The sequence below is a fragment of the Pseudomonas sp. KH_027 genome (genome assembly GCF_057838565.1).
The window spans coordinates 365381-382243 of sequence record NZ_JBYQOM010000002.1 but is presented as its reverse complement, the minus strand read 5'-3'; the positions used below and the strand labels follow the sequence as shown (position 1 = coordinate 382243).

The window sequence follows — 16863 nt, the reverse complement described above, 5'->3', positions numbered from 1 at the left end:
CACCGCGCTCATTCTTTCTTTTCCCTCGACCATTGTGCTGCGAACGGTCTTTGACCGGCACTAGCCCAGAACCGATCCTGACGCCTGCGACACCCCCTGTGCAACGCTTTCAATGAGACACCAGCGCAGGAGAAATCGGAGGACAGGTCATGCAAGGGACGAACGTTCTGTTCGGCCAGATCGCTGTGGTAATCGGCATCGTGATCGCCGGCGTCTGGGGCGCCACACAATGGACAGCAGCGACCCTTGGCTATCAAGTACGCCTCGGATCGCCCTGGTTCGATCTTCTAGGTGTACCGGTTTATCACCCGTGGCGCTTGTTCGAATGGTGGTTCTTCTTTGATGCCTACGCGCCGCACGTCTTCGACACAGGCGGTGCGATTGCGGGTGGTAGCGGTTTGTTCGCTTTACTCGTCGCCATCGCCATGTCGGTATGGCGTTCTCGGCAGTCGCGGCTGGTTACGACTTATGGTTCGGCACGCTGGGCCGATGCCGTCGACATCCGCAAAGCTGGACTGACCCTCCCGGCGGGCGTCTTCCTCGGCCAACACGACGACCAATACCTCCGACATGAGGGGCCGGAACATGTCCTGAGCTTCGCACCCACGCGCTCGGGCAAGGGCGTGGGCTTGGTGGTGCCTACGTTGCTTTCGTGGCCGGCGTCCGCCGTCATTCACGACATTAAGGGAGAGAACTGGAAGATCACGGCGGGCTGGCGTTCGCGCTTTTCGCACTGCCTGCTTTTCAACCCCACCGATAGGCAGTCGGCCGCCTACAACCCGCTGCTTGAAGTCCGGCGCGGCGCACATGAAGTGCGCGACGTGCAGAACATCGCCGACATTCTGGTTGACCCTGAAGGTGCGTTAGAGAAGCGCAATCATTGGGAGAAGACCAGCCACGCGCTACTGGTCGGTGCAATCTTGCATGTTCTGTACGCAGGCGAGGACAAGACGCTGCGCGGCGTCGCCAACTTCCTCAGCGACCCGGCGTGTCCGTTCGAGCTGACGCTGCACCGGATGATGACGACGAAGCACCTGGGCGATGCGCCTCACCCGGTTGTCGCATCCGCTGCCCGCGAAGTGCTCAACAAGTCGGACAACGAGCGATCGGGCGTGCTCTCCACCGCCATGTCGTTTCTCGGCCTGTACCGCGACCCGACCGTGGCCGAAGTCACATCGCGCTGCGATTGGCGCATCGCCGACCTGATTTCCGCCGAGCACCCGGTATCGCTCTATCTGGTGGTGCCGCCCTCCGACATAAGCCGCACCAAGCCGCTGATCCGGCTCATCTTGAACCAGATCGGGCGGCGGCTGACCGAATCGCTCGACGGCAGCGATGGCATCGCGCGCCGGCACAAGCTGCTGCTGATGCTGGACGAGTTTCCGGCGCTGGGTCGCCTCGATTTTTTCGAGTCCGCGCTTGCCTTCATGGCCGGCTACGGCATCCGCAGCTTTCTCATCGCTCAAAGCCTGAACCAGATCGACAAGGCGTATGGGCAGAACCATTCCATCCTCGACAACTGCCATGTCCGGGTGACTTTCGCCACCAACGACGAAAGGACGGCGAAAAGGATTTCCGAAACCCTCGGCACCGCCACCGAGCTTCGCGCGCAGCGCAACTACGCGGGCCACCGCCTCGCTCCGTGGCTGGGGCACCTGATGGTGTCGCGTCAGGAAACTGCACGTCCGCTGCTGACGCCCGGCGAGGTGATGCAGCTTCCACCTGAGGACGCCGTAGTCATGGTGTCCAGCGTTGCCCCGATCCGCGCGAAGAAGCTGCGTTACTACGTCGACGCCAATTTCAAGGATCGCGTCCTGCCACCGCCCGTGCTCGCAGTCGGGAGGTACGCCGACGCGCCGCCAGCCCGCCCCGACGACTGGAGCGGCTTGGCGATCCCGGCCGTACCTACGGCGCCGACCTCGGTATCCGCCGATGGTCCGGGCGGCACCGATGACGGCGGCCCGCGCCGCCAGCTCGAACTCTCCGAAACCGTCGCCTACGAGCCCGAGTTGGACGCGTGTGCGAACGACCTGGAGCTGCTCGATGACGACGACCTGGCGCTCCCGCTTCCCGGCCAGCTCGACCCGGCCATGCAGCGCACGGCCCGGCTGGCTTCTCTCGACCCCAACGACGGAATCGACCTATGAGCCAATACCGCCTCAATCTTTTCATCCAGCCCGAGCACGCCAAGCGCCTGGATGAACTTGCCGCCAAGAAAGGCGTGTCCAAGTCCTCCATCGTCGCAGCGGCCTTGGCGTCCTGGCTGTCACCCGATGCGGGCGACCAGCGTGAGGCCGCCATTGCCAAGCGGCTGGATCGACTGTCGCGGCAGACCGAACGCATGGAGCGCGACCAGAACATCCAGATCGAAACGCTGGCGCTGTTCATCCGCTATTTCTTGACCATCAGCACGCCGGTGCCAGAAGCCCACAAGGACGCGGCCCGCGCCCAGGGCAAAGCGCGCTTCGAGCAGTTCGTCGAGCAGTTGGGTCGCCACCTGCTGCGTGGCCGCAGTCTGGTGCGCGACGTGGTGGAGGAACTGCACCCCGATCCGATGCGGATGGATGACGCAGCAGCGATGGCGTCCGCCGATGAGCGAGCTGCAGAGCGTGCGTCATGAGTGCCGTTCCGCAGATTCCGCCTGAATCTCGCTCATCCGCCGCGGCGTCCCAGGATCGCCGCATCCAGATGCTGCGCACGGCGATGGGGCCGCTGATCGCCGCTGCGCTCGAAGATCCGGATGTTGTGGAAATCATGCTCAACCCCGATCGCACCCTGTGGGTGGATCGGCTGTCGTCGGGTCGCTCGCCGCTGGGCGTGGAGATGCCCGAGGCCGATGGTGAACGCATCATCCGCCTGGTCGCCGCGCATGTCGGCGCGGAGGTGCATCGCGGCCAGCCGCTCTTGACCGCCGAGTTGCCGGAAACCGGCGAGCGTTTCGAGGGCATCCTGCCTCCGGCCGCCCCGGGGCCAGCCTTCGCGCTACGCAAGCGGGCCGTGAGCATCATCGGCCTGGATCGCTACGTGGCCGACGGCATCCTGACCGCCGGGCAGGCCGAGTTCCTGCGCCGCGCCGTGCGCGAGCGGCAGAACATCCTGATCGCCGGCGGCACCAGCACCGGCAAGACCACGCTGGCGAACGCGCTGCTGGCCGAGATCGCCGCCACAGGCGACCGCGTGCTGGTGCTCGAAGACACCATCGAGCTGCAATGCGCGGCCCGCGACCATGTGCCGCTGCGCACCCGCGCCGGCGTCGTCACAATGACCGAGCTGGTGCGGGCCACGATGCGCCTGCGGCCTGACCGCGTGATCGTCGGCGAAGTGCGTGGCGGCGAAGCCCTGGACTTGGTGAAGGTCTGGGGCACCGGCCACCCCGGCGGCATTGCCACCATCCATGCCGGCTCCGCCTTGGGCGCACTGCTGCGTCTGGAGCAACTGATCCTCGAAGTGGCAGTGAATCCGCCCCGCGCCCTGATCGCCGAGGCGGTCAACGTGGTGATTCACATCGCAGGCCGTGGCCGCAAACGTCACGTCGAAACCATCTCCCGTGTCGTCGGCTTCGACGGTGCGGGCTATCGCCTGACAGATGCGCTGGAAACGCCGTTTCCCGAGCTGCCGCCGGTTCCTCTTGCAGCCGCTGCCGCTGCGCCTTCCTCGACCCCTGACCAACCTGGAGAACTGCCATGACGCACGTTGATGCTTTCCGTCTTTCCGTAAATCCTATTTCTCGCCTGTCCAGCATGGCGCGGCTGCGCCACCTGGCCCGTCCCGCAGGGCAAGGGCTGCTGCTGGCCGCGCTGATGCTGTTGCTGGCGGGCACGGCGCAGGCCGCCGGTTCCTCGATGCCGTGGGAAGGGCCGCTGACCTCCATCCTCGAATCCATCCAAGGGCCAGTCGCCCGGATCGTGGCGGTGATCATCATCATCTCGACGGGGCTTGCGCTGGCGTTCGGTGATACCAGCGGCGGCTTTCGCAAGCTGATCCAGATCGTGTTCGGCCTGTCCATCGCGTTCGCCGCGTCCTCGTTCTTCCTGTCGTTCTTCAGCTTCTCCGGAGGGGCCGTCGTATGAGTAAGGCCACCGATCTTCCGGGCTTTGAAGTGCCGCTGCATCGCTCGCTGACCGAGCCGATCCTGCTGGGCGGTGCGCCGCGCACCGTGGCGATTGCCAACGGCACGCTAGCCGCCGCCGTCGGGCTGGGCCTGCAACTGTGGATTCCCGGCGTGGTGCTCTGGATCGTCGGCCACTCGCTGGCCGTATGGGGTGCGCGCGTCGATCCGCAGTTCATGCAGGTCTTCGCGCGGCATATCAAACACCGCCCGCTTCTGGACGTGTGAGGGGAGGACGCCATGCTGAACCTTGCCGAATATCGTCAGCGCCCGGCCTTGCTTGCCGACTGGCTGCCCTGGGCCGGGCTGGTCGCGCCGGGCGTTGTGCTGAACAAAGATGGTTCGTTTCAACGCACGTTCCAGTTTCGCGGCCCCGACTTGGACAGTGCGACACAGGGCGAGCTGATTGCCACGTCGGCGCGGCAGAACAACGCGCTTCGCCGTACCGGGTCTGGCTGGGCCTTCTATATCGAGGCCGAGCGGATGCGGGCATCGAGCTATCCGCAATCCTCCTTTCCCGAACCACTGTCCTGGCTGGTGGATGAGGAGCGACGCGCGGCGTTCGAGGAGTCGGATGGCCATTTCGAGAGCGTCTATCACTTCACGTTGCAACACCTACCGCCGCAAGAGTCTCGCGCCCGTGCGGCTGGGATGCTGTACGAGAACCGGCCCACTGAGGGTGTGGACTGGCGTGGTCGGCTTGATTCCTTCGTGGCAGAGACCGATCGCGTGTTCGACCTGCTCGATGGTGTGATGCCGGAGATTGCCTGGCTGGACGATAGCCAGACGCTGACCTACCTGCATGCCACAGTCTCCACGCGGCGCTATCGCGTCGGCGTGCCCGACGTGCCGTTCCATATCGACGCACTGCTGGCCGATGCCGCGCTGGTCGGCGGCCTGGCGCCCATGCTGGGCGATCAGCACCTGCGCGTGGTGTCGGTACGAGGCTTCCCGACCTCGACCTGGCCGGGGATCTTGGACGACCTCAACCGCCTGGGCTTTGCGTATCGCTGGAGTACGCGCTTCCTGTGCCTGGACAAAGCCGAGGCGGAACGGGAATTGGGGCGCTTGCGGCGCCAATGGTTCGCCAAGCGCAAGAACGTCATCGCGCTGCTGCGCGAAACGATCTTTCAGCAGGAAAGCCCGCTGGTCGATACCGATGCCAGCAACAAGGCCGCCGACGCCGATGCCGCCTTGCAGGAGCTGGGCAGCGATCAAGTCGCCTTCGGCTACCTCACCGCCACGGTGACGGTGCTCGACGCCGACCCGGCCGTGGCCGACGAGAAGCTGCGCATGGTGGAGCGCGTCATCCAGGGCCGGGGTTTCGTGACCATCCCCGAAACCCTCAACGCAGTCGATGCCTGGCTGTCGTCCGTCCCCGGCAACGCATACGCGAACGTGCGTCAGCCCATCGTTTCGACGCTGAACCTGGCGCACATGATGCCGATGTCAGCGGTATGGGCTGGGCCGGAGAAGAACGAACACCTCGATGGCCCGCCGCTGATCGTCACCCGCACCGATGGCGCGACGCCGTTCCGGCTGGTGACGCACATCGGCGACGTGGGGCACACCCTTGTCGCCGGGCCGACCGGCATGGGCAAGTCGGTGCTGCTCGCCATATTGGCCATGCAGTTCCGGCGCTACTTCGGCTCGCGGATCTTCGCCTTCGACATGGGGCGCTCGATGCGCGCCACCATCCTCGGCCTTGGCGGTGAGCACTACGACCTCGGTGCCGATGGCGGCATCGCCTTCCAGCCACTCGCGCGAATAGCCCACGAGGGCTACCGCACCTGGGCCGCCGAATGGGTGGAGGGCCGGCTGCTGCACGAAGGCGTGACGGTCGGCCCGGACGAGAAGGCTGCCATTTGGTCGGCGCTGCGAAGCCTTGCCGGTGCGCCAGTGGAGCAGCGCACCATGACCGGCTTGTCGGTGTTATTGCAGTCCAACGCGCTGCGCCAAGCGCTCGCGCCCTATGTGTTGGGCGGCGCCCACGGCAAGCTGCTGGACGCTGACCACGACCGGCTGGGCATGGCCGACGTGCAGGGCTTTGAGATGGAAGAACTGATGCACAGCCCCGCCGCCGTGCAAGCAGTGCTGCGCTACCTGTTCGCCCGCTTCGACGAACGTTTTGACGGCGCGCCCACGCTGCTGATCCTCGATGAAGCGTGGCTGTTCCTCGATGAGCCGTCCTTCGCGGCCCGCATCCGGCAATGGCTCAAGACGCTCAGAAAAAAGAACGTCAGCGTCATCTTTGCCACGCAGTCGCTGGCCGACATCAAGGACTCGACCATCGCGCCAGCCATCATCGAAAGCTGCGCGAGCAGGATCTTCTTACCTAACCCGCAGGCCACCGAGCCGCAGATTCGCACGATCTACGAAGGCTTCGGCTTGAACAGCCGCCAGATTGAGATCGTGGCGACCGCACAGCCCAAGCGCGATTACTACTACCAGTCGCGCCTCGGCAATCGCCTGTTCGACCTCGACCTGGGGCCTGTCGCGCTCGCATTCGCGGGCGCATCCACCCCTCAAGACCAACGCGATATTGACCGCGTGCTGACGCAGGCCGGCGCTCCCGGCTTCGCCGGCGCGTGGCTGCGCCATCGCGGCCTCGGCTGGGCCGCCGACCTGCTGCCGTCCGCTCCGGCGGCAGCTTCCTTTCTCGCTTCTCAACCGCTGGAGGTTTCACCATGAAGACCAAGCCCCGTTTGCTCTCTGTCTCACTCGCTGCCGTGCTGTCGGTATCGCTGCTGGCCGTGCAGCCCGCATCCGCGCTGACGGTGTTCGACCCGTCCAACTTCGTGCAGAACACGCTGACCGCCGTGCGCACGCTGGAACAGATCAACAACCAGATCAACCAGCTTCAGAACGAGGCGCAGATGTTGATGAACCAGGCCAGGAACCTGGCAAATCTCGACTTCAACATCGTCAACCGCCTGCGCTCGACGCTCGCCACCACCGAGCGCCTGATCGCCGAGGCGCGCGGCTTGGCCTACGACGTGCAGAGCATGGATGCCACGTTCGCCCGCCTGTACCCGGAACAGTACGCCGCCACCATCAGCGGCGACCGCATGGCACAGGACGCCCGCGAACGCTGGCAGAACACCTTGAACGGCTTGCACACCGCGATGCGGATGCAGGCGCAGGTGTCGCAGAACCTCGCCCAAGACGAAAGCGCGCTGGCCGATCTCGTGAGCCAGAGCCAGTCGGCCACCGGCGCGCTGCAAGCGATGCAGGCGACGAACCAGCTCCTGGCTTTGCAGGCCAAGCAGTCGATCCAGGCGCAGCAGCTCCAGATCACGCAAGACCGGGCCGCTTCACTGGAACTGGCGCGGCAAGCGGCGGCTATGGAGCGCGCCCGCGAAGTGCGGCGGCGCTTTCTGGGCACCGGCACGCCGTACACGCCGCAGTCCGTCAACTTCTATAACAACTGACCGGAGGCGGCCATGCGATGCGCTTCCGTCCTGATGGCCGTGCTGCTGACCGCGTGCGGCCAGCAGCCGGCCGAGAACCTGGCCGACGCCCTGGCCGCAGATCCGGTGCGGCTCAAGGCGTTGCGCGGGCAATGCGCGGCCGACCGGCAGGCCGTGGGCGAGGATGCCTGCCGCGCCGCCGCTGAAGCCTTCCGGCGGCGCTTCTTCGCCGGCCATACCGGGCCGGATGAATACAACTCGCTGGCTGAACTCCCGCCGATTCCGCCGAGCTTCGATACGCCCGCAGATGAATTGCCAGAGGGCGCCGTTCCGCTCACTCCGCCCGAGGATTCGCCATGAACGACGTGACCATCATCGACCGTTTCCTCGATACGTTCTCGCGCTACATCGACTCGGGCTTCGGCTTATTGCAGGGCGAAGTGGCATTTCTCACCGCCACGCTCATCGTCATCGACATGACGATCGCTGGCCTGTATTGGGCCATGAGCCACGCCACCGGCCAGGGCGACGACGTGATCGCCAAGCTGCTGCGCAAGGTGCTCTGTGTCGGCGCGTTCGCCTACATCATCGGCAACTTCAACTGGCTGGCGAGCATCGTGTTCCGCTCGTTCGCCGGCTTGGGAATTACCGCTACCGGCTCGGCCATCACGATGGAGAACTTCCTTCAGCCGGGCCGGCTGGCGAAGACCGGCATCGACGCAGCCGCGCCGATTCTGGAACAGATCGGGGACATGGCTGGGTTCCCCGAGGTGTTCGTGAACATCGACCCTATCGTGGTTCTGTTCATCGCCTGGCTGGTGGTGATCCTCTGCTTCTTCGTGCTGGCCGTACAGCTTTTCATCACGCTGATCGAGTTCAAACTGACTACGCTCGCCGGCTTCGTCTTGATCCCGTTTGCACTCTGGAACAAGACCTCGTTCCTCGCGGAAAAGGTGCTAGGCAACGTGGTGTCGTCAGGCATCAAGGTCTTGGTGCTGGCCGTCATCGTCGGCATCGGTTCAGGCCTGTTCGCCGAGTTCCAGGTGCATCCCGACGAACCATCCATCGACCACGCGCTGGTCGTGATGCTGGCCTCGCTCGCGCTGCTGGCGCTGGGCATTTTCGGCCCCGGTATCGCCACCGGCCTGGTGTCCGGTGCGCCACAGCTTGGTGCGGGCGCGATGGCTGGTGCTGCGGTCGGGGCTGTCGGCACCGGCGTTGCCATCGGCGCCGCCGTAACGGGCGTGGGCGGCGCCGTCATGGCCGGGGCACGAATGGCCCCGGCGGCCGCAAAGCTGGCCGGTGCCGGTGCGCGTGCCGCGACTTCGGCGGCCGGCAGTGCCCGATCGGCGTTCCAGGCCGGTTCCGCTGCGGCCGGCGGCGGTGCCAAGGGCGCGGCGGCTGGCCTCGGCAATGTCGCCAAGACTGGCGCACAAGCCGCAGGCCGCAGCGTCACCTCTGGTGCTTCCGCTGTTGGGCAGAAGGTGGCCGACTCCTTCCGCGCTGGCTGGAACGGCACAGAAGCCGGCAGCGACGGTGCTGGCCCCGGCCAGACCGCAGACGGCACCGCAGGCTCGCAGAAGCAAGAGCAACCGGCCTGGGCCAAGCGGATGCACCGCCGCCAGCAGGCTACCCATGCCGCGACCACTGCCGCCCACACGCTGCGCGGCGGCGACGGCGGCGGCTCCGGGCAAGGCCCGAGCCTGCGGGATTCCGATACCTAACCTTCAAGGAGAACACCCATGCGATTCAAACGACCGCAGGTGCGCTACGCCGATACGCCGCAGCCTGCCACCCCGTATCAAGCCGCCGCCCAGGTGTGGGACGACCGTATCGGCTCCGCCCGCGTGCAGGCGAAGAATTGGCGCCTGATGGCCTTCGGCTGCCTAGTGCTCGCGCTGTTGATGGCCGGCGGCCTGGTGTGGCGCTCGGCGCAGTCCATCGTGACGCCCTATGTCATCGAGGTCGATCAAGCCGGGCAGGTGCGCGCCGTGGGAGAGGCCGCCACGCCGTACCGGCCCGGCGACGCGCAGATCGCGCACCACCTGGCGCGCTTCGTGACGCTGGTTCGCTCGCTGTCCATCGACCCCATCGTGGTGCGGCAGAACTGGCTCGATGCCTACGACTACACCACCGACAAGGGCGCGGCGGTGCTCAACGACTACGCCCGCACCAATGACCCATTCGCCCGCATCGGCAAGGAATCGGTAACGGTGCAAATCACCAGCGTGGTTCGCGCGAGCGACACGTCTTTCAACGTGCGCTGGACAGAGCAGCGCTATGTCAACGGTGCGCCCGCCGGCACCGAACGCTGGAACGCCGTGCTTTCGACCGTCCTGCAAACCCCGCGTACTGAACAGCGCCTGCTCAAGAACCCATTGGGTATCTACGTCAACGGCCTGTCATGGAGCCGCGAACTGGATTCTTCCGAAGGAGCCAAACCATGAAACTTCGTTTCCGCCTTTACGTTGTTCCTTTGACGCTGCTGGCCCTCGCGGGCTGCGCCTCGCAGGGGAAGCCGCCGCCATCCATCTCGCTCGACGAGACGGTGCTGGCCCAGCCGTTGCCCGAACCGCCCAAGCCCGTCGAAGTCGTCGCCGTCCCTGAACCGCTGGCGCTGCCGGCGCAGTTGAAGCCCCTGCCGGAACTCGATGAGGCCCCCGTTGCGCCGGAGCCGGCCGACGAAAAGGTGCGCGTTTCCCGTGCCAATGCAGAAGCGCGTATCGCGCCTACCCGTGAGGGCTACGTCAACGCGATTCAGGTGTGGCCGTTCACCGATGGCGCGCTTTATCAGGTCTATGCGTCGCCGGGGCGCGTGACGGTGGTTTCGCTTCAACCGGGCGAGGAACTGGTAACGGTCGCCGCCGGCGATACCGTGCGCTGGATCGTGGGCGACACGTCCAGCGGCGGCGGGGCCGATCTGCGCGTCAATGTGCTGGTCAAGCCTATCCGCTCCGGTCTGAAAACCAATCTCGTCATCACCACCAGTCGGCGCACCTACCTGCTGGAGCTGACCTCGACCGAGAGGGCATGGATGGCGTCGGTGTCCTGGGACTATCCGAAAGACCGAATGCTCGCGTTGCAGCGCCAGGCGCAGGCAGCGCAGGCAACAACGCCTGTCGATACGGGCCTGTCGCTGGACAAGATCCGCTTCCGCTACGCGGTATCGGGCAGCAACCCGCCGTGGAAGCCTCTGCGCGCCTTCGATGATGGAGAGAAGGTCTATATCCAGTTCCCGCCGGGCATCGCCCAGGGCGAGCTGCCGCCGCTGTTTGTCATCGGCGCGCAGGGCGACGGGCAACTGGTGAACTACCGTTTTCGCTCGCCGTACTACGTCGTGGATCGCCTGTTCGGCGCGGCCGAACTGCGGCTGGGCGGCGATGGCGGCGACGTGGTGCGGATCGAGCGCACCGATGGTGTTGCACGGAGGAACTGACCATGAGCCAGGATGACACTCCCGACCTTGCCGCGCCGCAGGCGGACAAGGTGGCGCCGGAGGCAGTGGCGCTGCGCGCCCAGCCGCGTCCAGTCACACGCCTGAACCGGCGCTCGCTGGCCATCCTTGCCGGCGTCCTAGCGGTCGCCGTGCTCGGCGCGCTGATGTGGTCGCTGCAACCTCATCGACGCAGCACAGGCGAGCAGACCGAGCTTTACAACGTCGATCGCGTGTCAAAGTCGGAAGGACTGGATGCGCTGCCGACGGACTATTCCAAGCTGCCGCCGGCGTTGCTGCCTGCCGTTCCCGAACTAGGGCCACCGCTGCCGGGCGATCTTGGCCCGGCTATCGTGAAGTCGCAGCAACCGGCGACGGCTGCCTACGCGGCCCCCGGTCACGACCCGAACGATGCCCTGCGAAAAGAAGCCGAGGCGGCCGCGGCCTCGTCCGTGTTCTTCCGCTCGGGTGGGCAGAATGCGGCGCCGGTAGCGCAGACACAGGTGGCCGCTGCGCCGGGCTTCGCCGCCAATGCGGCGTTTGACCCGCTGGCGGCCGGGCCGGCCTCCACGGCGGCCCAACCTGCTGACCCGACAGCGGTGCAAAACCGGCAAGACCAGAAAGAGGCTTTCATGAAAGCTGGCCCCACTGAAACCCGTAATTCCGGCAATCTGACTCTGCCAATTTCGCCGTATCAGGTTATGGCCGGAACAGTGGTCGCAGGTGCCTTGGTGACGGGCATCAAGTCGGACTTGCCCGGCGACGTGATCGCCACGGTGACGGAGCCGGTCTATGACACAGCCACCGGGCGCTTCCTGCTGATTCCGCAGGGTTCGCGCATCCTGGGCAAATACAACAGCCAGGTCAGCTACGGGCAGAGCCGCGTTCAAGTCGTCTGGAACCGGATCATCCTGCCGGACACGTCTTCGCTCACGCTCGACAACCTGGCCGGCACCGACCCAGCCGGCTATGCCGGGCTGGAGGACGATGTGGACTACCACTGGGGCCGCATCTTTGCCGGTGCGGCACTCACCACGCTGCTGGGCGTCGGTGCCGAGCTGGCCGCGCCGGAGAACCGGCAGGATGGTGATCGCGTCATCATCGCTGGGCGCGACAGCGCGCAGGACAGCATCAATCAGGTCGGCCAGGAGATGACCCGGCGCAACCTCAACATCCAGCCGACCTTAACGCAACGGCCGGGCCTGCCGGTTCGCATCATCGTCAACCGGGATCTGGTGCTGCGGCCGTACCAGCCGCTGTTCTTCAACCGGGGGACTTCACGATGAGCACGACCAAGAAGCTGCGGCTCGGCCCGCTGCCGAAGACCGAGAGCACCAAGCTGACTTTCGTTTGCCCGACCAGCTTGAAAGTCGACCTCGACCGCTACGCCGCGCTACACGCGCAGGCGTATGGCGAGGCCGTTGATGCGGCGACGCTGATCCCGCATATGCTGGAAGCGTTCATGGCGGGGGATCGAGGATTCAGGAAGGGCACGGCGACCCGCAGCACACCACCGAAGCCGCCATGATTGCACCGCATGCTATTCAACGGCATCCATCGAACGCGCAGCCCAGGCTGCGCGTTCTTCATTCTGGATGCCGCCGAGCCTGTTGGGCTATGATGATGCGACAGGCCCGCCGTTCCTCGGCAATCCAGCACTACACAGTGCGATGCGGCTTTCTCTCCCAACGCTCCTATGTCGCTCCTAGCCGACAACGCCGCTCTTCTTCTAAGCGGCCCCGAAAGGAGCTAACCTACTGTCCCATATACGGTTTCAAGTCCTTCTTGATTTGCGCGAAAGAATTGACACCGGCACTTTTTTGTTGCCCGGTGCCAGGGATGGGTTTGAGCCCGAATGGAGCGAACAGGACGAATCACTCAGGACTTCTGGCTTCCAAATATGGGCACCAGGAACAGGCGCCGGGCATAATCCAGTAATTGAACATGCGGAGGTAGGCACCTGTGTCGGACAACTGGGAATTGGCGTTGATCGCTGTCGTTGAGAAGGAGCTGGACCAGCTCAAATGGTTGATCCAGTGCGAGCACGACCGTACCGAGGGTGTTGAGCGTCAGGACATACATGCACAGGTAAGCCGCTTAGGCGGACTGACAGACCTTGCACATCCCCCCGGCCTGCCGTTAAGCGAAACCTGCATAGCCAAGCTGCACCAGCTGAATGAAACCGCCATGCGGCTTGTCCGGGATGGCGTGAACGCGCTGTAGCAAGCAAATGGGCGCAATGCCCAGTGTGGGGTTCATGGGTGGAGTGTTCGGTTGCGTGGGGCACCAGCAGCGGGATACAGCACCAGCACTGAAACCCCATCGCCGGCATCGGCATTGAGAAGGAACGACTACAAGCCTAACTGCTGGCATTCATCACGCAGCACCATGCGAGCAAAGCCAGGAGCAGCAGCCTTAGCAGCTTGGATTGTCCCCAGGCTGCGCATCACCCTCCCCAAGTAGATCAACTCGAACTCAGTATTCTCGAATGACCTGCGGCACAGCAGCATCTGGTTGCCTACATACTCACGACTGGCCAGAACCGGATTGTGCTCAACCCAACCATCACTAGCGGGCACAGAGACGGCTTCTGTGTTCGCCAGTTCTTCATGTTGGGACTTAGAACGCTGCCGGGCTCTATCGAGGTCGCTTTCGGACAAGCCAGCGGTTTTGATGAGCAGATCAGGTAGATCAATCCCGTAATAGCGCAGCAAGCCGATCAACGTGTCTTGAGGGAAGCCCTGCAACCCCCGCTCAACCCGCGAAAGGCCGCTGGTGAATATGCTCAGGTCACGTTCCACATCCTGGAGTGTCCGACTCCTTTGCAAGCGAATAGCCTTGAGAATGTTCCCCATGACTTTGTGGGCGGGGCTCTTTTCTGTCATTTGTCACCAAGCCGATTTGCGTATTTCGCCAAAAGCCTAACACCCCAAAACCGAAGAAAACCCATACTTTCAGGGCACCTGTGAAAGTTTCAGGTTCAGGTATGCCAGCATTTATTCACGCTCTTACCGCACATTTGACTGAGGCTTATAAGTGGATTCGAACCTGAGTTGAAACTTGAATCTGCCTCATGCTGGATGGGCAATATCACGGCCAGACCATTACGCCTGACCGAACACACAACTGCACTTGGTTGAGTGGCTGCGGCGATCCCTCACAACCTACGATTGGGATCATGGATAAACGACTGGCAGTTTCTCAAATCCCGCGCTGCGCACTGAGCATTGGCGTTGCCAGTTGATGCTCTTTCCGATGACACAACTTGTTCACCGCGAAACTGGTAACTCAATTTCAGCGGTACAAGGCACCACAGAGTATGAACCCAACCCCATGGAGCATCGCTTATCACTCGGGCATGAGTTCCCAATCCGACTTTCGAGCCTGCATCAACACTGGGGCACCAGCCGGCGTAGTAGCCGGCCTGCTGACTACCCAGCAGCTGTTCGGGGCGATTCCCCGGTTTATCCGGGAGGGCGGCAGCCTGTTCATCGACAGCGGTGCTTTCACGGCTTTCCGCAAGGGCGAACCGATGCAGTGGAAGCGTGTGTTTCAGGTGTATGACTTGGTGATCAGCAGCACCGATGGCTCTCCCAATGTCAGCATCGTGGCACCTGACGTGGTAGGTGATCAGGCGGCTACGTTCGCGCTCTGGAACGAGCACCGTGACTTGATTTGTTCCTGGATCGACAGCGGCGTGAGAGTGATCATGCCCCTGCAAACAGGCCCGATACCTGCCGACCAGCTGCTGCATGCAGCAATCGAGCTGCTGGGCACCGACCGATTCTGCGCCGGAATCCCAAGCAACGAAGCGGCAATGTCACCAGCTGAGTGCAGCCGGCTTCGCCACCATGACTTCCACATTCTGGGCCGGGTGAAGCTCAACGACGAGGTAGCTGCCAAGGTCGCAGCACTCAAAGCAAACTCCCCAGATGCCAACCTGACCGCCGACGCCAACTGGCTGCGCTCCCGGACAAGGAAAGCAGGACGGTTGCGTGAGGCAATGCCAATCCAGATGTTCGAGAGCCGGCGTACACAGGCCGTCAGTCACCTACTGCGCGAAGAAGGGTATGCCCTCGGCGTAGAGGCATAGCCCAGCACCAGCGAACCAGAATTAAACCCAGCGTATGAGCGCTGGGGTGATACAACCAACCAGGAGACACCATGCAAAAACTGTCCAAACTGTTCCTCGCCTTTGCTATCGCCGCAACGGCTTTCACCGCCCACGCCGCCGAGGTCGATGCCGAGGCCCAGGCCCAGGCCCAGGCCCAGGCCGCGAAGCGCTTCGCCATCCATACCGAAGTCACCAAGGGTGGCAAAGTGGTGAGTAAGGGCATCAAGGAAATCCAGAACGGCGGCACCGCGCAATTCTCCGATGCCAAGTTCAAGGAAATCGATGCCCAGGTCACGGTCAACTGCCGTACCGGCATGCAGCGCTGGGTGCAGTTCTACAAGCCCCGCTGCGACGAACCCGTCCGTGAAGTGGAAAAAGTGGCTATCGGTTTCAATGCTGAGGTTGGGGCGCGAGAAGCCAACGAGGGCAATATCCTGCTCTACGTGAAGGGCAGCTATGTGGACGTGATCAGCGAGTACAACCTGAAAGGCGTCGAGGCCGACCTGCGGGCGGCTTCTTTCCGCGATTCGTCCTTAAACTCGAACATGATCATCAACCCGGGCGAAGTCGTCGAAATCACTAACGGTATCAAGACCGACGAAATCCGCCTCAAGCTCTCCATCACCCCGATCTAAACCACCGGCAGGGGCAACAGGCTTAATCCTGCGGCCCCGCCCTCCCCGCCAAGAGCTTGGCTCTGCGAGTCGTCACGCAGCTCAAAGCCAAGATGATCGATTCCTTTCCTCAAGCCCCAGGATGGGGGGCGGCAATTATTGTGGCACTGGCAGTGACACAGCTGCCGGCGCGTGAAGATAGCTCCATCGAAACCAGACCGGAGCCATCCTCATGACCAACTACGATTTCGGCCAGTTGCTGCTAACCGACAAAACCCCAACGCTGACCCAGCGTGAGGGTGTGATCCGCAACAATCTGACCCATTGGCGTCTTGAGGGCGGCTACCTCCGAGTTCACAAAGTTGTCGTCACTTCGCCGGGCGAGTTCTATGCCTGCGTGAGCTACCCGTTCCGCTCCAACACCATGCAGACCTATGTTGCCGGCACTATCCAGTGCCACCGCAAAAAAGACGGCTACTGGCTCAAGTTCGAATGTTTCCTGGCTACCGCCAGCGTCCCGTTTACCCTGATCGGTTGCCCGCGTGAAATCTTCGAGGCCGGCAATGCCATGGGCACGATGACGAAAGTGAACGAGGACTGGTATCAGGCCTGCTTGAATACGCAGCTTATCCGCGACAAGGAACAAGCCGTGAGGAAAGGTGCAGTGTTCCAGCTTGAATCCGGTGCGCCGTCCCGCGTCCTGGGAGGCGAGCGTGCGACCTTTGCCGTTGTGCTGAGCAAGTCCAAGGCCCTGTATATCAGCCCCAGTTCTCGCGCCACGGTAGAGGGCGGCATCGAAGACCTGATTAACCACTACGACCCGGTTGACGCGAAAGGCATCCCCGAGTTCTTGGAACACCAGAGCTACACCGAAGTCGGTGAGCTGCTATTCGACTTGAGCGGTACAGCACCAGCACTCAAAGGCCGTCTTTCCAAGGGCGTGAAGGCCAAGCTCTTGGCAAAGGTGCAGAAAGAGCGCGACCGCGTAATGGTAGCCGCCTACGAGGCCGCAAACCGAGTGAACCCATTCACCACCGGGGCGTGGCTTGGCTGATCTTACAAGCCCGCACCTGCGGGCTTTTTTGTGCCCGCCGATCCTGGCTCTCCCGCCTCCCATTATTCGATCTGAGCATTGTTAGGTTTCTTTGCCGGCCCCCGATGACACAGAGGCTTGGCCTTGAAGA

General features: G+C 63.5%; 18 protein-coding genes. 17 read left to right on the top strand and 1 reads right to left on the bottom strand.

Annotated elements, in window-relative coordinates:
- Positions 1–149: 149 nt before the first annotated feature.
- The 14 genes from AC3IYG_RS24710 to AC3IYG_RS24645 all read left to right on the top strand — a co-directional run bounded on the left by AC3IYG_RS24710 (position 150) and on the right by AC3IYG_RS24645 (position 13174).
- Positions 150–2147: a conjugal transfer protein TraG gene (locus AC3IYG_RS24710; RefSeq protein ID WP_001163195.1), complete on the top strand. Its 1998-nt coding sequence runs from the start codon at positions 150–152 to the stop codon at positions 2145–2147.
- On the top strand, positions 2144–2620 hold the full coding sequence (locus tag AC3IYG_RS24705; RefSeq protein ID WP_000085131.1) for a ribbon-helix-helix protein, CopG family: 477 nt from the start codon (positions 2144–2146) through the stop codon (positions 2618–2620). Before AC3IYG_RS24710 ends, AC3IYG_RS24705 begins: the two co-directional genes overlap by 4 nt.
- On the top strand, positions 2617–3687 hold the full coding sequence (gene trbB, locus AC3IYG_RS24700; protein WP_023093367.1) for a P-type conjugative transfer ATPase TrbB: 1071 nt from the start codon (positions 2617–2619) through the stop codon (positions 3685–3687). The genes AC3IYG_RS24705 and trbB overlap by 4 nt, the downstream gene beginning before the upstream one ends.
- Positions 3684–4070: a TrbC/VirB2 family type IV secretion system protein gene (locus AC3IYG_RS24695; protein WP_000150010.1), complete on the top strand. Its 387-nt coding sequence runs from the start codon at positions 3684–3686 to the stop codon at positions 4068–4070. Before trbB ends, AC3IYG_RS24695 begins: the two co-directional genes overlap by 4 nt.
- The gene (locus tag AC3IYG_RS24690; protein ID WP_003092280.1) at positions 4067–4336 is read left to right on the top strand and encodes a VirB3 family type IV secretion system protein; all 270 of its coding nucleotides are present in this window, start codon (positions 4067–4069) and stop codon (positions 4334–4336) included. Before AC3IYG_RS24695 ends, AC3IYG_RS24690 begins: the two co-directional genes overlap by 4 nt.
- Before the next feature lie 12 nt (positions 4337–4348).
- Positions 4349–6799: a conjugal transfer protein TrbE gene (trbE, locus tag AC3IYG_RS24685; protein ID WP_000933135.1), complete on the top strand. Its 2451-nt coding sequence runs from the start codon at positions 4349–4351 to the stop codon at positions 6797–6799.
- A complete protein-coding gene (trbJ, locus tag AC3IYG_RS24680) occupies positions 6796–7539 on the top strand; it encodes a P-type conjugative transfer protein TrbJ (RefSeq protein WP_003092277.1) in 744 nt (247 codons plus the stop codon). The genes trbE and trbJ overlap by 4 nt, the downstream gene beginning before the upstream one ends.
- Before the next feature lie 12 nt (positions 7540–7551).
- Positions 7552–7878, top strand: a complete 327-nt coding sequence (locus AC3IYG_RS24675; protein WP_014603538.1) for a hypothetical protein — start codon at positions 7552–7554, stop codon at positions 7876–7878.
- The gene (gene trbL / locus AC3IYG_RS24670) at positions 7875–9242 is read left to right on the top strand and encodes a P-type conjugative transfer protein TrbL (RefSeq protein WP_001000746.1); all 1368 of its coding nucleotides are present in this window, start codon (positions 7875–7877) and stop codon (positions 9240–9242) included. Before AC3IYG_RS24675 ends, trbL begins: the two co-directional genes overlap by 4 nt.
- Before the next feature lie 18 nt (positions 9243–9260).
- Positions 9261–9965, top strand: coding sequence for a conjugal transfer protein TrbF (gene trbF, locus AC3IYG_RS24665; protein WP_001211312.1), 705 nt, complete (start codon positions 9261–9263; stop codon positions 9963–9965).
- A complete protein-coding gene (gene trbG, locus AC3IYG_RS24660; protein WP_000776560.1) occupies positions 9962–10954 on the top strand; it encodes a P-type conjugative transfer protein TrbG in 993 nt (330 codons plus the stop codon). Before trbF ends, trbG begins: the two co-directional genes overlap by 4 nt.
- A 2-nt stretch (positions 10955–10956) precedes the next feature.
- A complete protein-coding gene (locus tag AC3IYG_RS24655) occupies positions 10957–12237 on the top strand; it encodes a TraB/TrbI/VirB10 family type IV secretion system protein (RefSeq protein WP_003092274.1) in 1281 nt (426 codons plus the stop codon).
- Positions 12234–12479 (top strand): DUF2274 domain-containing protein, encoded by a 246-nt coding sequence (locus tag AC3IYG_RS24650; protein ID WP_000108283.1) that lies wholly within the window; start codon positions 12234–12236, stop codon positions 12477–12479. The genes AC3IYG_RS24655 and AC3IYG_RS24650 overlap by 4 nt, the downstream gene beginning before the upstream one ends.
- A gap of 434 nt (positions 12480–12913) precedes the next feature.
- The gene (locus tag AC3IYG_RS24645) at positions 12914–13174 is read left to right on the top strand and encodes a hypothetical protein (RefSeq protein ID WP_489314175.1); all 261 of its coding nucleotides are present in this window, start codon (positions 12914–12916) and stop codon (positions 13172–13174) included.
- Positions 13175–13302: 128 nt separating this feature from the next.
- Here AC3IYG_RS24645 and AC3IYG_RS24640 read toward each other — a convergent pair whose 3' ends face one another.
- Complete coding sequence (locus AC3IYG_RS24640) at positions 13303–13806, bottom strand: helix-turn-helix domain-containing protein (RefSeq protein WP_489332337.1); 504 nt, start codon at positions 13804–13806, stop codon at positions 13303–13305.
- Positions 13807–14270: 464 nt separating this feature from the next.
- Between AC3IYG_RS24640 and AC3IYG_RS24635 the strand changes: the two genes are divergently transcribed.
- From AC3IYG_RS24635 to AC3IYG_RS24625, 3 genes are all read left to right on the top strand, one after another.
- Positions 14271–15044 (top strand): hypothetical protein, encoded by a 774-nt coding sequence (locus tag AC3IYG_RS24635; RefSeq protein WP_489314177.1) that lies wholly within the window; start codon positions 14271–14273, stop codon positions 15042–15044.
- 71 nt (positions 15045–15115) lie between these two features.
- A complete protein-coding gene (locus AC3IYG_RS24630; RefSeq protein ID WP_489314178.1) occupies positions 15116–15700 on the top strand; it encodes a hypothetical protein in 585 nt (194 codons plus the stop codon).
- Positions 15701–15911: 211 nt separating this feature from the next.
- Complete coding sequence (locus tag AC3IYG_RS24625; protein WP_489314179.1) at positions 15912–16733, top strand: hypothetical protein; 822 nt, start codon at positions 15912–15914, stop codon at positions 16731–16733.
- Positions 16734–16863: the final 130 nt, after the last annotated feature.

What these genes read in the sequence shown, in the direction of transcription:
- AC3IYG_RS24630 (WP_489314178.1), top strand. Translation starts at nt 15,116, where the DNA reads ATGCAAAAACTGTCCAAACTGTTCCTCGCCTTTGCTATCGCCGCAACG.
- AC3IYG_RS24705 (WP_000085131.1), top strand. Translation starts at nt 2,144, where the DNA reads ATGAGCCAATACCGCCTCAATCTTTTCATCCAGCCCGAGCACGCCAAG.
- AC3IYG_RS24655 (WP_003092274.1), top strand. Translation starts at nt 10,957, where the DNA reads ATGAGCCAGGATGACACTCCCGACCTTGCCGCGCCGCAGGCGGACAAG.
- AC3IYG_RS24635 (WP_489314177.1), top strand. Translation starts at nt 14,271, where the DNA reads ATGAACCCAACCCCATGGAGCATCGCTTATCACTCGGGCATGAGTTCC.
- trbE (WP_000933135.1), top strand. Translation starts at nt 4,349, where the DNA reads ATGCTGAACCTTGCCGAATATCGTCAGCGCCCGGCCTTGCTTGCCGAC.
- AC3IYG_RS24675 (WP_014603538.1), top strand. Translation starts at nt 7,552, where the DNA reads ATGCGATGCGCTTCCGTCCTGATGGCCGTGCTGCTGACCGCGTGCGGC.
- AC3IYG_RS24650 (WP_000108283.1), top strand. Translation starts at nt 12,234, where the DNA reads ATGAGCACGACCAAGAAGCTGCGGCTCGGCCCGCTGCCGAAGACCGAG.
- AC3IYG_RS24625 (WP_489314179.1), top strand. Translation starts at nt 15,912, where the DNA reads ATGACCAACTACGATTTCGGCCAGTTGCTGCTAACCGACAAAACCCCA.
- AC3IYG_RS24690 (WP_003092280.1), top strand. Translation starts at nt 4,067, where the DNA reads ATGAGTAAGGCCACCGATCTTCCGGGCTTTGAAGTGCCGCTGCATCGC.
- AC3IYG_RS24640 (WP_489332337.1), bottom strand. Translation starts at nt 13,806, where the DNA reads ATGGGGAACATTCTCAAGGCTATTCGCTTGCAAAGGAGTCGGACACTC.
- trbF (WP_001211312.1), top strand. Translation starts at nt 9,261, where the DNA reads ATGCGATTCAAACGACCGCAGGTGCGCTACGCCGATACGCCGCAGCCT.
- trbB (WP_023093367.1), top strand. Translation starts at nt 2,617, where the DNA reads ATGAGTGCCGTTCCGCAGATTCCGCCTGAATCTCGCTCATCCGCCGCG.
- trbJ (WP_003092277.1), top strand. Translation starts at nt 6,796, where the DNA reads ATGAAGACCAAGCCCCGTTTGCTCTCTGTCTCACTCGCTGCCGTGCTG.
- AC3IYG_RS24710 (WP_001163195.1), top strand. Translation starts at nt 150, where the DNA reads ATGCAAGGGACGAACGTTCTGTTCGGCCAGATCGCTGTGGTAATCGGC.
- trbL (WP_001000746.1), top strand. Translation starts at nt 7,875, where the DNA reads ATGAACGACGTGACCATCATCGACCGTTTCCTCGATACGTTCTCGCGC.
- AC3IYG_RS24695 (WP_000150010.1), top strand. Translation starts at nt 3,684, where the DNA reads ATGACGCACGTTGATGCTTTCCGTCTTTCCGTAAATCCTATTTCTCGC.
- trbG (WP_000776560.1), top strand. Translation starts at nt 9,962, where the DNA reads ATGAAACTTCGTTTCCGCCTTTACGTTGTTCCTTTGACGCTGCTGGCC.